This is a genomic window from Gilliamella sp. B2717, from assembly GCF_026536675.1.
Taxonomy (GTDB): domain Bacteria; phylum Pseudomonadota; class Gammaproteobacteria; order Enterobacterales; family Orbaceae; genus Gilliamella; species Gilliamella apicola_I.
Genome location: NZ_JAFNNQ010000002.1, coordinates 227,490 through 241,650, shown reverse-complemented (window position 1 = coordinate 241,650; position 14,161 = coordinate 227,490). Strand labels below are relative to the sequence as shown.

The window sequence follows — 14,161 nt, the reverse complement described above, 5'->3', positions numbered from 1 at the left end:
ATTTGAACCAACGACCTTCGGGTTATGAGCCCGACGAGCTACCAAGCTGCTCCACCCCGCGTCAAAGAGGTCGCTATATTATAGTATTAAAATAATAAAGCAATACCTTTTTCGCGTAACTGCCCCATTTTTGAACACATTATCTATAAATAGACACTTTCTTTACTAAAATGTACACCTTCTCTTAAATTTTTTAGACAAAAATCACTTTGTTTTTTTAATTAAAAGCTAGGCTGCTATTTATTGCATATTAGAGTAATTGTTATTTATTCAAGCAAAAAAGGAAAAAAATGTCTAATCAATATCATGGATCATATTTGCGTGGAAAGGTTAAATTAACGCTACCATTTAAAAATACCCTTAATACTATATTTTAATAGTATTAAGGTTCTTGTTCTCAGCACATCTGTTAGCCACTATTTATTTTACAGGCTTACTTTTTACCCAATATTTATGCGTAAAGTGTTTGCAATGAAACAACATATTGTGCTGGATCGCAGTCTAATGCAACCGTTGTGGCGTAAGCGGCGTTCATCGTTGTATCATAGTGAACTTTGTACTGTATTGCACTACGACGCAGAATTTTCGATGCTTCAATGGCTGCTCGCCCTGATGTAGTATTAAGAATATAGCTATATTCGCCATTTTTAATATGGTCATGAATATTCGGGCGTCCTTCGTTTTCTTTTTTGACTATTTGGCATGGTATGCCAGCTTGTTGTAATGCCTTAGCGGTGCCAAAAGTCGCATCAATACTAAACCCATGCGCAATGAGTCGTTTAGCGATCGCTAACAAGCGAGTTTTGTCCTGATCACGAACTGATAAAAGCGCTTTCCCCGATTTTTTCATATTCGATAAACTACCTAATTGTGCTTTAGCAAAAGCTTCGGCAAAGGTTTTACCGATTCCCATTACTTCACCGGTTGAACGCATTTCTGGCCCTAAAATAGGGTCAACACCACTAAATTTATTAAATGGTAAAACCACTTCTTTTACTGAGTAATAAGGTGGAATAAGCTCACTGGTCATATTTTGTTTAGCAAGTGTTTGACCTGTCATGACCCTAGCGGCAATTTTGGCAAGTGGCAGTCCTGTTGCTTTCGACACGAATGGCACGGTGCGAGCAGCTCGAGGGTTGATTTCAATCAAATAAATTTGATTATCTTTGACGGCAAATTGCCCATTCATCAAACCTTTAACATTAAGTTCCAAGGCTAACTGTTTGGCTTGTTTGCGCAATTTGTCTAAAATGTCCGGACTTAATGTATAAGTGGGTAATGAACAAGCGGAATCGCCTGAATGAATACCCGCTTGCTCAATGTGCTCCATAATGCCGCCGATCATAATTTGTTCGCCGTCGGCAATCACATCAATATCAACTTCAATTGCGTCATCTAGAAAGTGATCAAGCAATACAGGCGCATTGTTAGATTCGCTGATAGCAGTTTTAAAATATCGCCTTAAATCGGATTCATTATAAACAATCTCCATTGCCCGACCGCCAAGCACGTAAGAGGGTCTGACCACTAATGGATAGCCAATCTGTTCGGCTTTAATGACGGCTTCTTCAATATCAGTTACAGTAGCATTAACCGGCTGTTTCAACTTTAATTTTTCAACAATGGCTTGAAAGCGTTGACGATCTTCAGCCTGATCGATTGCATCAGGTGAAGTACCAATAATTGGTAATCCTGCTGCTTCCAGTGCTCGAGCCAATTTAAGTGGTGTTTGTCCACCATATTGGACGATTATACCGTTTGGCTTTTCAACGTAGGCAATTTCTAGCACATCTTCCAATGTGACAGGCTCGAAATAGAGTCGATCTGAAATATCATAATCAGTTGATACCGTTTCAGGATTACAGTTAACCATAATGGTTTCATAACCATCTTCACGTAATGCTAGTGCTGCATGCACGCAACAGTAATCAAACTCAATACCTTGCCCAATCCGATTAGGTCCACCGCCTAATATCATAATTTTGGGGCGATGAAATTGTGGTTTGGCTTCGCACTCTTGTTCATAGGTTGAGTAAAGATAAGCCGTATCGGTTGAGAATTCTGCTGCACAAGTATCAACCCGTTTATAAACCGGATGAATATGGTATTGGTTTCGTCGATCACGAACGTCTTGCTCTTTAACATTCAGCAGTTTAGCGATTCGTAAATCTGAAAAACCTTTACGCTTAAGTTGCCGTAATGATTCTGAATTAAAGCTAGCGAATGATTGCGATTTTAGTTGGTTTTCAAGGCTGATAAGTTCTTCAATCTGCACTAAAAACCAGCGATCAATATTGGTTAATGTGAAGACGTCGTCTAAACTGAAACCGGCTCTAAAGGCATCCGCAATATACCAAATTCGTTCAGAACCGGCTTCTTGTAGCTCATAACGTATTTTATTGAGGTTTTTTTCATCATCATAATTGTCAATTTTCGGATCAAAACCACACGCACCGACTTCAAGTCCTCGTAGCGCTTTTTGCAATGATTCTTGAAAAGTGCGCCCAATCGCCATGACTTCACCTACTGATTTCATTTGTGTGGTTAAGCGATCATTACAACCGGCAAATTTTTCAAAGTTAAAACGTGGAATTTTAGTGACGACATAGTCGATCGAAGGCTCAAATGATGCCGGTGTTCTACCGCCTGTAATATCATTGGCGAGTTCATCAAGAGTATAACCGACTGCCAGTTTTGCGGCGATTTTAGCGATAGGAAAACCAGTTGCTTTTGACGCTAATGCGGATGAGCGTGATACCCGTGGGTTCATTTCAATGACAATCAAGCGTCCAGTTTTGGGATCGACCGAAAATTGAACATTTGATCCGCCTGTTTCTACCCCAATTTCACGAAGTACCGCTATCGAGGCATTACGCATGATTTGATACTCTTTATCTGTCAAGGTTTGAGCAGGGGCAACAGTAATGGAATCGCCGGTATGAATGCCCATAGGGTCAACATTTTCAATTGAACAGACAATGATGCAGTTATCATTTTTATCTCGCACAACTTCCATTTCGTACTCTTTCCAACCGATCAATGACTCATCAATCAGTAGTTCTTTCGTTGGTGATAAATCTAATCCTCGAGTACAAATTTCATCAAATTCTTGAGTATTATAAGCAATTCCACCACCGGTACCGCCCATCGTAAATGAAGGACGAATAATGCAAGGAAAGCCTACTTGTTCGAGTACGGTGTAAGCTTCTGTCAGTGAATGGGCAATACCCGAACGAGCCGTATCAAGACCAATTTTTTTCATGGCTTGATCAAAACGTTTGCGATCTTCGGCTTTATCAATGGCGTCAGCGGTGGCACCGATCATCTCAACATTAAATTGTTTTAAAATACCGCGTTTTTCAAGTTCCAGAGCACAGTTAAGGGCAGTTTGTCCTCCCATTGTGGGTAAAATCGCATCGGGTCTTTCTTGTTCGATAATTTTGCTCACCGTTGTCCAATGAATAGGTTCAACGTAGGTTGCATCTGCCAGTTCAGGATCGGTCATAATGGTGGCAGGATTGGAATTCACTAAAATAACCCGATAGCCTTCTTCACGTAGTGCTTTGCAGGCTTGTGCGCCTGAATAATCAAATTCACATGCTTGACCAATAACAATCGGGCCTGCGCCAATAATTAAAATAGTGTTGATGTCTGTTCGCTTAGCCATGTTATTGCTCCTGCTGGTAAAATTTAATTAACTCTATAAAGTGATCAAAAAGCGGGGCGGCATCATGTGGTCCAGGACTGGCTTCGGGATGTCCTTGAAAACTAAAAGCGGGTTTTTGATTATGATGAATACCTTGTAATGAGCCGTCGAATAGGGATTGATGCGTAACACGTAAGTGAGCCGGTAAACTGTGTTCATCAACGGCAAAACCATGATTTTGCGCGGTAATCATAACACGATCATGCTCAAGATCTTTAACCGGATGATTTCCACCATGGTGACCAAATTTCATTTTTATGGTTTTCGCACCACATGCTAGCGCTAACAGCTGATGTCCAAGACAGATGCCAAATATCGGAATATTGGTGGTTAAAAACTGCTTAATGGCATCTATGGCATACGTACACGGTGCTGGATCGCCAGGCCCATTAGATAAAAAGATACCATCAGGATGTAATGCTAAAACTTGTTCGGCACTCGTTTTAGCCGGCACAATGGTTAATTTGCAACCCCGTTCAACTAACATTCGTAAAATAGTTTGTTTAACACCAAAATCATAGGCAACAACATGATAGGGTAAAGCACTTTCAGGTTTTGGTGTTGGATGCTCATTTTGTCTTGTCCAAATGCCTTGCGTCCAACAATAACTTTTAGCACACGTTACTTCTTTAGCTAAATCAAGTCCGGTTAATCCTTTAAAATTGAGAGCTATTTGTTTGGTTGCTTCTGCATTTTCGAGTAAAGTCTGTTTATCTTTGTTCGTTACAATAACGCCATGTTGTGCGCCTTTTTCACGTAAAATACGGGTTAAACGGCGGGTATCAATATCGGCAATAGCAACAACATTGTGTTTTTTTAGATAACTGGAGAGATCTTTTTCACAGCGATAATTACTGGCTAATAGTGGCAAATCACGAACAATAAGTCCTTTTGCGTAAACTTGATTTGATTCAGCATCTGCATCATTAGTGCCCACATTACCAATATGTGGATAAGTTAAAGTAACTAATTGTTCACAGTAAGAGGGATCGGTCAATATTTCTTGATAGCCAGTCATTGAGGTATTAAAAACAACTTCGCCAACAGTTTGACCTTCAGCGCCGATAGATGTACCGATAAATTGTGAACCGTCTTGTAATATAAGGAGGGCATAAGTTTGCATGATTAAAAAGACCTTTAAGAATAAAAAATCATTATATATGAATAAAAATTCATTGCTATTAATCTTGAGAAGATAATATTTAGCCATTTTATTACACTTTTTTATACAAAAAAAGCAATATTATTAAAATTAATTGAATAATAATGTCTCATTTTTGAGACTTGTAACGAATCACATAAATTATCAAAGATATTATTATGTTTAGCTTGAAAGTGAATAATTATTCAAATAGAATGGCGTGAATAATAATCTCGATTAGGAGCTCGTCATGCACGGTTTTTATCAGCGCCACTTTTTACGTTTACTCGATTTCACCCCAAGCGAAATTAATCAATTAATCGATCTTTCTATTCAATTAAAGCACGCTAAGCAACAAGGCACTGAAAAAAAACATCTGGTGGGTAAAAATATTGCCTTAATTTTCGAAAAAGACTCAACCCGTACGCGCTGTGCTTTTGAAGTGGGCGCATTTGATCAGGGTGCCCAAGTGACCTATTTAGGTCCAAGTGGGAGCCAAATAGGCCATAAAGAATCTATTGCAGATACAGCCCGTGTATTAGGACGGATGTATGACGGTATTGAGTATCGAGGTTATGGACAAGATATTGTCGAAACTTTAGCGAAGTATGCCGGTGTCCCAGTTTGGAATGGATTAACCACCGAAGCACACCCTACACAGATTTTAGCTGACTTTATGACCATGAAAGAACATATCGGCAATCGGGCATTAAGCAGTGTCAAATTCGCCTATCTAGGTGATGCGCGTAATAATATGGGGAATTCGTTAATGGAAGGCGCAGCTTTAATGGGTATGGAGATTCGTTTAGTGGCGCCTAAAGCGTGCCAACCCGAATCGGAACTGGTCAAACAGTGCCAAGATATAGCAAAAACGACAGGCGCTAAAATCCTTTTAACAGAAGATGTTGCTGATGGTGTTAACGGCGTTGATTTTCTCTATACCGATGTGTGGGTTTCCATGGGAGAACCTAAAGACGTTTGGGATGAACGGGTCAAACTGTTAGCGCCTTATCAAATTAATCAAAATGTGATTAATCTTACTCATAATCCCGATGTGAAATTTATGCACTGTTTGCCCGCTTTTCACGATATGAATACCACCGTCGGCAAGCAAATGGCAGCGCAATATGGTTTAACAGATGGTTTAGAAGTGACTAACGATGTATTTGAATCTCGACACAGTATTGTTTTTGATGAAGCAGAAAATCGTTTACATACCATTAAAGCCGTAATGGTTGCAACGTTAACCAAAGACGAATAATATAATACTCATCAATAAAAATGCTAATTAACTATCAGCATTTTGCTATGTTTGCCGACGTTAAGTCGGCATCATTTTATCAAATTTAAAAGCAAACATGACAAAACAAGCACGTAATAAAGATTTTAAAAAACACTTAAAACTTACTAATCCGATCCATTTTTTAGCGGTGGGATTAGGAAGTGGCTTATCCCCAATTATGCCTGGCACAATGGGGTCATTAATGGCGATTCCGCTGTGGTTGTTATTTAACGAGTTACAACCGATTTTATATTGGATCTTTATTTTTGTGACATTTATGTTTGGCTGTTTTCTTTGTCAAAAGACATCAGATGATACACATACACATGACTCAGGGCATATCGTTTGGGATGAATTTGTTGGTATGTGGATAACGCTATTTTTTATCCCACAATATTCACTACTATGGATTGCGATTGCTTTTGTTGCTTTTCGAGTATTTGATATGGCAAAACCTTGGCCTATTCGTTGGTTTGATAAGCGTGTGCCCGGTGGTTTTGGTATTATGGTGGATGATGTGATTGCAGCGATTTTTTCATCCCTGACTGTTTATGTGTTGGCTTATGTGATTCCCTACTGATTTAAAATAACAGCATTTTTACCTTCTTGGTATGCTCGCAGGTTAAAATGATTCCCTGCGAGCCATGATCGATAATGATTTTCTGTCTAAAATTGGTTAGCTAAATGATTTAATACATTTTTTGTGACCAACCCAATTTACTGGAAAGGTTATTAAAATAATCATAATCTTTAGAATGAATTAAATTAAATTCATATCCAGAACGGCGAATAATAACATCATAGCTTGGTTTGACCGGTAAAATAATTTGGCTATCGCAAGCAATATTCAAATCTAATGCAGTGGTTGGAAACTTAAGATGGATAGGGTTATCACTTTTGATGACTAATGGCCTTACCGCCAATGAGTGTGGAAACATTGGTGTAATAATGAGTGCATCTAAGTGAGGCGCTAAAATTGGTCCACCAGCAGACAAGGAGTAGGCGGTAGAGCCGGTTGGGGTTGCAATAATTAAACCATCCGCACGCTGTGAGAATGCATTGCGTTCATTGATATACACATCGTAATCAATCATATGCGCAACCGTGTTGGGCGTAACGACAATTTCATTAACAGCAAAACCAGAATTGATGAGATTGCCATTATCATAAATTGAAACTTCAAGTAAAAAGCGAGGGTCATCGTCATATTCTCCGGCAATAACTGGACTTAACTGTTCCACGACTTGCTCATGCGAAATGTCGGTTAAAAAGCCCAAATTACCCCGATTCACGCCGATTACTCTAATTTTATAGTGTGATAAATAGCGAGCCGAACGCAACATATTGCCATCGCCACCAACAACAATAGCCAGATCAGCTTGTTCTCCAATCGTATCCAAATTGGCATAGACATTGGCTGGAAATTTAATAAATTCCGCTAATCGGTCTTCAACTAAAACACGAATACCTAATTTGATTAACCAATCATAAAGCACTCTGTGGGTTTCGATAGCGTCTAATTTGCGTGGAATGCCAACTAAACCAATACATTTAAATGGTGCACCCATAAAATATCCTTGTCATTTTTTTATTTAAGTATCATTGATTTTTTTAATTAAAAATAAAAAAATATATATTAACCTATAGAGATAACCTTGCAATAACAAAAATCGTCCCCATAATAACCTTAATTCACTAAGTTTTCGACTATATTTGGAGTACCTTATGACAGAGCAAGACAAGAACATGTCAGAAAATGAACCTAACATTGATGTAGCGGTAGAAGAACCAAAAGAATCAGAAGCACCAGCTGAACCGAATTACGAGGAGCAATTAAAAGCGAAAGATGCACGTATTGCTGAATTAGAACAGGCATTACAAATTGCGAAAAAAAATGAGAGTGAGGCGATGATTCGTGCCCGTGCTGAGATTGATAATGTTCGTAAACGTGTTGAACAAGACGTTGATAAAGCACGAAAATTTGCGTTAGAAAAATTTTCGAATGAACTGTTGCCAGTTATCGATAATTTAGAGCGAGCTCTAGAATCTACCGATAAAAATAATCCTGAACATCAAGCAACTGTTGAAGGATTAGAGCTTACCTTAAAATCATTTTTAGATACCGTCAAAAAGTTTGGGATTGAAGTGATTAACACAGTAGATTCACAATTAAATCCTGATGTTCACCAAGCGATTAGCATGGTTGAATCGCCAGATCATCAATCAGGTCAAATCGTCAATACCATTCAAAAAGGTTATACCTTAAATGGTCGTTTAATTCGTCCGGCAATGGTGATTGTTGCGAAATAAATAAGCGATTATGCTGAAATAAAAGGGAAATGAAGTATTTCCCTTTTTTGTTTCGGTTTGCTTAAAAAGATAGGTTAATACACCCTTTATCTTTTATTTATGCTGTTTTGGCAATGATAAATATCCTTTTATAAACTCAACAATTGGATCGGCTTGATTGATATCAAATACAGGTAGATGACTCTCTAATGGCTCATCACTGGCGATGGCTAAGGTATATTCGTCAATATACAGCTGAGGTTGATTTGTATGCCGATGACAAATAATTTTAGGTATTTTCTCTTCTTTAAATCCTTCAACCAAAACGATATCGACATGGCTAAATTGGTTAATCAGTGTCGATAAATCGACAGGATTGTTTGGGGTCTCTTCAATAAATGCATAGCGGTTATCACAAGCAATAATGGTTTGTAAAGAACCGGCTTTTCGCAGTTCATAACTATCTTTACCGGGAATATCCAGTTCAATATTATGATGCGCATGCTTTAACGAGCCAATGCGAAAACCCTGTTCGACCAATAAAGGAATTATTTTCTTTAGAAGGGTCGTTTTACCACTGCCACTATAGCCACTAATTCCAATCATTTTTGTATTGTTCATAGACTCTCTGCTTTATCGTGTTATATTGAAGATGCGATTAATATAACATCATATTAAAAAATGAAGGCGGAATAAAGGTAATGATATGTATGATTTTTTGAATGATTATAACCAAACAGTACATCCAAGCTTGTTAAAAAGCTTTGTTGAAACGACCAATAAAAAGTTAAGTGGCTATGGTTTAGATGAGTGCTGTCATCAAGCTAAAGAAAATATCAAAAAGCGTCTAAAATCGCCGAATGCAGATATACATTTTATGCCAGGTGGAACTATCACGAATTTAACGGTTATTTCGCATATTTTAAAACCTTATCAAGCGGTTATTGCGACCGAAAGTGGACATATTAATGTGCATGAAACAGGGGCGATTGAAGCAACAGGACATAAAGTATTAACGGTGAAAAGCCAAGATGGAAAATTGACGCCTGAATTGCTAAAACCCGTTTTGGCACATCATCATGATGAACATATGGTACAACCTAAATTAGTGTATATTTCAAACACCACCGAACTTGGTACTATTTATAGTAAGCAAGAGCTTAAAAAGCTATATCAATTTTGTCAAAATAATCAACTTTATCTGTATTTAGATGGTGCACGTCTGGCAATGGCATTAGCGGCTAAAGATAATGATCTAACCTTTCCGGATTTAGCTAAATATACCGATGTTTTTTATATAGGTGGCACGAAAGTAGGGGCATTTGCGGGTGAAGCATTGGTGTTTAATAACCTGACGATTAACCAAGATTTTCGATTTAGTATGAAGCAAAAAGGCGCAATTTTAGCTAAAAGTTGGATTGTTGCAGTACAAATGAATGCGTTGATGCAAAACAACTTGTATATCAAACTGGGTAAGCATAGTAATTATATGGCAGATAAACTGCAAACACTGTTTGAAAATGCTGGATTTTCATTCTTAAGTAAACCACAAAGCAATCAATTATTTGTTAGTGTGCCAAAACGATTAGCCAAGAAAATCCTTGCACATTATTCGGTCGATAATCTTGGGGCAATTGATGAGGCGCATATCGGGTTACGTTTTTGTACTTCTTGGGCAACACAGGATGTTGAAATAGACGATTTTGCTAAACACTTAACAAAATGGAATAAATAGCAGTTTAATCTAAAAATAAGAGATTTATTTTTTTGATTGAGTGAGTTGCTCAAGTATCTCAGGGGTATTAATATTGGTAAAACATGATGGTTTATCACTAAAATCGACAGCATAAGCATTGATTTGTTGTAAAAATAACATCAATTTACGCTCACCTTGTGCCAAATAAGCTTTAAGTGGGGTAATTATGGTTTTATGAATCAATAAAATGGTTGGATGATGATACCGCCCGTCAAAGGGATAAATAGCGTAATGTGTCGTGGTGTGTTGGGTTAAACGAAAGATTAAATCGTCAGGTAAAAAAGGCGTATCACAACTGACAAATAAATTCCAGTCGGTAGTGCTACGTAATAATCCACTGTAAATGCCGGAAAGGGGGCCATGATAACCCGCTAAATCATCAATGAAGGTAGGATAGCCTGCCTTTTGATATTGATTTAGATTGCGATTACAGTTAATCATGATGAAATCTGTTTGTGATTCAATACGATCAATGACATGTTGATAAAGCGGTTTACCATTTAGCTGTAATAATCCTTTATCGTTACCATTCATTCGGGTACTTTTTCCGCCAGCTAAGATAATTGTTGTAATAGGTAGTTTGCCCATAAAATGTCTCTGTTTCACATTGCGAAAAATCTAAATAGCATTACTATATAGCAAAATTAATTTAAGTTATAAGGGAAAATAGACTTATCACAATTATTTCATAGACATTAAATGGTATTGAAAGATTAGTCGATACCCATGACTTTTAACGTGTCGTTTGTATTTAATAAAAAGAATCGCTACTATTGTTTATGTTTCTGTGACAGAATTTATAGCGTTAAATATTTAACATTAATTTTATCTCATCATCTTCAATTAATTTGAAGTATACAAAAAGGTATGAATTATGAAATGTCATCGTATTGATGAATTAATGGAGTTATTACAGGCAGCCTGGGAAAAAGACTCAGATCTGAATCTGTTACAATTTCTTGCACAATTAGGGCAAGAAGCAGGTTTTGAAGGCGACTTAAAAGAGTTAAGTGATGAGGTTCTGATTTATCATTTAAAAATGCGTGACGCTGATAAAAATGAAGCTATCCCCGGTCTGAAAAAAGATTATGAAGATGATTTTAAAAGTGCCTTGTTAAAAGCGCGTGGCATTATTAAATAATAAGGAGAATTGACTAATGAAAAAGACGTTTATTGCTTTGGGAGTATTACTTTTTTCGGTAAATAGTTTTGCAGAGCAAGCCCCCGCAAGTATTGACTCTAAGGAAGATCAAACACCGACTATTACGGCACCATTAGCACCGATTGAAAAAGGTGTTCAGTATGTTGTACTACCGACTAATCCATCACCAGACAAAGAAGTGATTGAGTTTTTTTCATTTAATTGTCCTAGTTGCTACCGATTTGAAACAAAATATCATGGTGCACAACTTATCAGCAAGGATTTACCAGAAGGGGTAAAATTTAAACGTTATCATTTAGAGGATTTTGGGCCACTTGCCAAGGAACTTGCTCAAGCATGGGCGATAGCTAATGTACTTGGTATTCAAGATAAAGCTTCAGACGCTTTTTATCAGGCAATACAAGAAGAGCGTAGCATAAAAACTGCTGACGACATCAAAGCGGTATTTTTAACGTTAGGTGTGGATAGTAAAACGTTTGATGAAACGAAAGACAATTTTTTAGTTAAAGCTTTTATGGCACAACAAACCGATGCCATTAAAGAATTGAAACCAAACTCAATACCTTCTGTTATCGTTAATCGCAAGTTTTATGTCAATTCCAAAGGACTTAATATATCTGATGAACAAGCATTTATTAATGATTATTTAAGAGTGACTTCGTTCTTAGTCGGCTTAGATCCTAAAACCAAAAATTAAGCGAGTGTCATTGATTAAAACATCTGTTTTGAGTGCGATAAATTGTCATAGTATTTGAATGTAACATGATGACAATTTTTAAGGTTGTTATTTTAAATCCCTTTGCAATATCATGATTGCAGAGGGATTTTAATTTTAGGTGAGGTTTTATAAACGTTATTCTCGTTCTAAAGCATAAATCGGATCAAGTTTGGCGGCTCGTTTAGCTGGAAAATAACCAAAAATTATGCCAATGACACTTGAACAACTAAAGGCAGCGATAATTGAAATGATAGAAAAACGCATCGCAAAGGATGTGACAACATAATTGAAAATCCCACCAACCACAAATGATAATAAGATGCCTAATGTACCACCGATAAGACATACTAATACCGCTTCGATTAAAAACTGTTGCAGTATATCACTTGAACGTGCACCAACTGCCATGCGTACGCCAATCTCTCGGGTTCTTTCTGTGACGGATACTAGCATGATATTCATAACACCAATCCCCCCCACTAACAGTGAGATAAATGCAATGGTTGAAATTAATAATGTTAATACCCAAGCTGAGGAGTTAACGGTTTCACGAATGCTATCTGAATTAAAAATAAAAAAGTCTTTAACACCATGACGTTGTATCATGATTTTATTAATCGCTTGTTCAGCAATCGATAAATCAACATTATCATTGACCCTAACCGTAATACTTCTTAACGAGGTTTGTCCTACCATGCGATTAATGACTGTGGTGTAAGGAAGCCAGATGTTAAGGCTTTCATTATTACCAAAACCTTGTTGTTGTTTTGTGGCAACACCAATTATTCGTACCGGTAATTGACCCACCATCAGAATTTTGCCGATTGGATTTTCATTCTTAAATAGCTGTTTAACGGTATTTTCATCGATAACGGCATCTTGTGCTGACGAAGCAACACTGGTCTGATCAAACGCATTACCTTGGGTAATGTTATAACCACGAACGGCAAAAAATTGCTCTCCTACACCATTTACTGTCCCCGTTACAGCCAAATTTTTAACCCGAAAATAGACTGATGTTGCCAGATTTGGGGTCGTGCTATGTACAAAACTTTGTTTTGCTAAAAAGTCGGCGTCGGAGGAGCGTAAGGTGGTAATTTTATCTGCGTTGCGATCCCCAAATCCGCTTCCGGGATAAATTTCGAGTGTGCTTGTCCCTAACGAATTTATATTCGATAATATTTTTTGTTTTGTGCCTTCGCCTAAGGCAACCATTGAAACTACCGAAGCAATACCAATGATAATACCAAGCATGGTAAGAAAAGTTCGTAATCGTTGAGAAAGCATCGACAATATTGCCATATTAAAGGCATCTCGAAAACGATTGTACTTAGCTTGAAAGTTGTCTTGGGTTTTAGTCGTTTCGATCTGTTTGACTTGGCGATGATCCTCTTCTTCTGCGTGATAGTTAGGATTGATTGAGTCAGAGATAATATTTCCGTCACTGATTTCAATAATCCGTTCTGCACTTTGGGCAATATTGCTATCATGTGTCACAATAATGACGGTATGCCCTTGTTTATGAAGTTCTCGCAAGATAGCCATGACTTCTAAACCGCTTTTACGGTCAAGTGCGCCCGTCGGTTCATCTGCTAAAATAACTTGTCCGCCGTTTATTAAGGCTCGAGCAATACTGACACGCTGTTGTTGACCGCCAGATAATTGACTGGGTTTATTATTAATCTTATCTTCAAGCCCTAAACGGGTTAATATTTCAATAGCTCGTTTTTTCCGTTGTTCATTGGTGATTCCGGCATAAATAGCTGGGATTTCAACATTACCTTGTGCCGTTAAGGCGTTTAGCAAATGATAACGTTGAAAGATAAAACCAAAGTGTTCACGACGTAATTCAGCTAATTCATCAGGTGATAATTGATTGGTTGTTCGTCCTCCAATGGTATAGACACCAGAGCTTGGTTTATCTAAACAACCTAAAATATTCATTAATGTTGATTTGCCCGAACCAGACGCACCAATAATGGCAACCATTTCGCCAGCATTAATCGTTAGATTGATGCTTTTAAGCACTTGTATGGTTGAATCGCCAGCTGGAAATTCACGAACAATGTTTTCAAGTTTGATCAGCGGATTATTAGTCTTTGTCATA

At 37.6% G+C, this 14,161-nt stretch carries 12 protein-coding genes; 6 read left to right on the top strand and 6 right to left on the bottom strand.

The genetic code is table 11. The annotated features are described in order from the left end of the window. Nucleotides 1-451: 451 nt before the first annotated feature. Entirely contained in the window at nt 452-3,667 is a 3,216-nt protein-coding gene (gene carB / locus J3U35_RS01145; RefSeq protein ID WP_267358995.1) for a carbamoyl-phosphate synthase large subunit, read from the bottom strand. 1 nt (nt 3,668) lies between these two features. Further along, complete coding sequence (gene carA / locus J3U35_RS01140) at nt 3,669-4,829, bottom strand: glutamine-hydrolyzing carbamoyl-phosphate synthase small subunit (RefSeq protein WP_267358993.1); 1,161 nt, start codon at nt 4,827-4,829, stop codon at nt 3,669-3,671. A gap of 268 nt (nt 4,830-5,097) precedes the next feature. On the opposite strand from carA, the gene argF reads away from it, so the two are divergent. Together argF and J3U35_RS01130 are read left to right on the top strand one after the other, a co-directional pair. Beyond that, nucleotides 5,098-6,108: an ornithine carbamoyltransferase gene (gene argF / locus J3U35_RS01135; protein ID WP_267358991.1), complete on the top strand. Its 1,011-nt coding sequence runs from the start codon at nt 5,098-5,100 to the stop codon at nt 6,106-6,108. A 97-nt stretch (nt 6,109-6,205) separates the two neighbouring features. After that, nucleotides 6,206-6,709, top strand: coding sequence for a phosphatidylglycerophosphatase A (locus J3U35_RS01130; RefSeq protein ID WP_267358989.1), 504 nt, complete (start codon nt 6,206-6,208; stop codon nt 6,707-6,709). A 109-nt stretch (nt 6,710-6,818) separates the two neighbouring features. On the opposite strand, the gene nadK is transcribed toward J3U35_RS01130, so the two are convergent. Beyond that, nucleotides 6,819-7,697 (bottom strand): NAD(+) kinase, encoded by an 879-nt coding sequence (gene nadK, locus J3U35_RS01125; RefSeq protein ID WP_220216258.1) that lies wholly within the window; start codon nt 7,695-7,697, stop codon nt 6,819-6,821. 157 nt (nt 7,698-7,854) lie between these two features. Here nadK and grpE point away from each other — a divergent pair, with 157 nt between their 5' ends. Then, entirely contained in the window at nt 7,855-8,439 is a 585-nt protein-coding gene (gene grpE, locus J3U35_RS01120; RefSeq protein WP_065558494.1) for a nucleotide exchange factor GrpE, read from the top strand. A 93-nt stretch (nt 8,440-8,532) separates the two neighbouring features. Here the strand turns inward: grpE and mobB are convergent, their stop codons facing one another. Next, nucleotides 8,533-9,039: a molybdopterin-guanine dinucleotide biosynthesis protein B gene (gene mobB / locus J3U35_RS01115; RefSeq protein ID WP_267358986.1), complete on the bottom strand. Its 507-nt coding sequence runs from the start codon at nt 9,037-9,039 to the stop codon at nt 8,533-8,535. 85 nt (nt 9,040-9,124) lie between these two features. Here mobB and J3U35_RS01110 point away from each other — a divergent pair, with 85 nt between their 5' ends. Continuing rightward, nucleotides 9,125-10,153, top strand: a complete 1,029-nt coding sequence (locus J3U35_RS01110; protein WP_220216259.1) for a threonine aldolase family protein — start codon at nt 9,125-9,127, stop codon at nt 10,151-10,153. Nucleotides 10,154-10,177: 24 nt separating this feature from the next. On the opposite strand, the gene mobA is transcribed toward J3U35_RS01110, so the two are convergent. After that, the gene (gene mobA, locus J3U35_RS01105; protein WP_267358983.1) at nt 10,178-10,762 is read right to left on the bottom strand and encodes a molybdenum cofactor guanylyltransferase MobA; all 585 of its coding nucleotides are present in this window, start codon (nt 10,760-10,762) and stop codon (nt 10,178-10,180) included. A 286-nt stretch (nt 10,763-11,048) separates the two neighbouring features. Here mobA and J3U35_RS01100 point away from each other — a divergent pair, with 286 nt between their 5' ends. Together J3U35_RS01100 and J3U35_RS01095 are read left to right on the top strand one after the other, a co-directional pair. Next, entirely contained in the window at nt 11,049-11,315 is a 267-nt protein-coding gene (locus J3U35_RS01100) for a YihD family protein (RefSeq protein ID WP_065558498.1), read from the top strand. A gap of 16 nt (nt 11,316-11,331) precedes the next feature. After that, the gene (locus J3U35_RS01095; protein ID WP_267358981.1) at nt 11,332-12,033 is read left to right on the top strand and encodes a DsbA family protein; all 702 of its coding nucleotides are present in this window, start codon (nt 11,332-11,334) and stop codon (nt 12,031-12,033) included. 156 nt (nt 12,034-12,189) lie between these two features. Here the strand turns inward: J3U35_RS01095 and J3U35_RS01090 are convergent, their stop codons facing one another. After that, entirely contained in the window at nt 12,190-14,160 is a 1,971-nt protein-coding gene (locus J3U35_RS01090) for a MacB family efflux pump subunit (protein ID WP_267358979.1), read from the bottom strand. Nucleotide 14,161 lies beyond the last annotated feature (1 nt).

What these genes read in the sequence shown, in the direction of transcription:
- J3U35_RS01100 (WP_065558498.1), top strand. Translation starts at nt 11,049, where the DNA reads ATGAAATGTCATCGTATTGATGAATTAATGGAGTTATTACAGGCAGCC.
- J3U35_RS01130 (WP_267358989.1), top strand. Translation starts at nt 6,206, where the DNA reads ATGACAAAACAAGCACGTAATAAAGATTTTAAAAAACACTTAAAACTT.
- mobB (WP_267358986.1), bottom strand. Translation starts at nt 9,039, where the DNA reads ATGAACAATACAAAAATGATTGGAATTAGTGGCTATAGTGGCAGTGGT.
- J3U35_RS01110 (WP_220216259.1), top strand. Translation starts at nt 9,125, where the DNA reads ATGTATGATTTTTTGAATGATTATAACCAAACAGTACATCCAAGCTTG.
- J3U35_RS01095 (WP_267358981.1), top strand. Translation starts at nt 11,332, where the DNA reads ATGAAAAAGACGTTTATTGCTTTGGGAGTATTACTTTTTTCGGTAAAT.
- mobA (WP_267358983.1), bottom strand. Translation starts at nt 10,762, where the DNA reads ATGGGCAAACTACCTATTACAACAATTATCTTAGCTGGCGGAAAAAGT.
- nadK (WP_220216258.1), bottom strand. Translation starts at nt 7,697, where the DNA reads ATGGGTGCACCATTTAAATGTATTGGTTTAGTTGGCATTCCACGCAAA.
- argF (WP_267358991.1), top strand. Translation starts at nt 5,098, where the DNA reads ATGCACGGTTTTTATCAGCGCCACTTTTTACGTTTACTCGATTTCACC.
- grpE (WP_065558494.1), top strand. Translation starts at nt 7,855, where the DNA reads ATGACAGAGCAAGACAAGAACATGTCAGAAAATGAACCTAACATTGAT.
- carB (WP_267358995.1), bottom strand. Translation starts at nt 3,667, where the DNA reads ATGGCTAAGCGAACAGACATCAACACTATTTTAATTATTGGCGCAGGC.
- carA (WP_267358993.1), bottom strand. Translation starts at nt 4,829, where the DNA reads ATGCAAACTTATGCCCTCCTTATATTACAAGACGGTTCACAATTTATC.
- J3U35_RS01090 (WP_267358979.1), bottom strand. Translation starts at nt 14,160, where the DNA reads ATGACAAAGACTAATAATCCGCTGATCAAACTTGAAAACATTGTTCGT.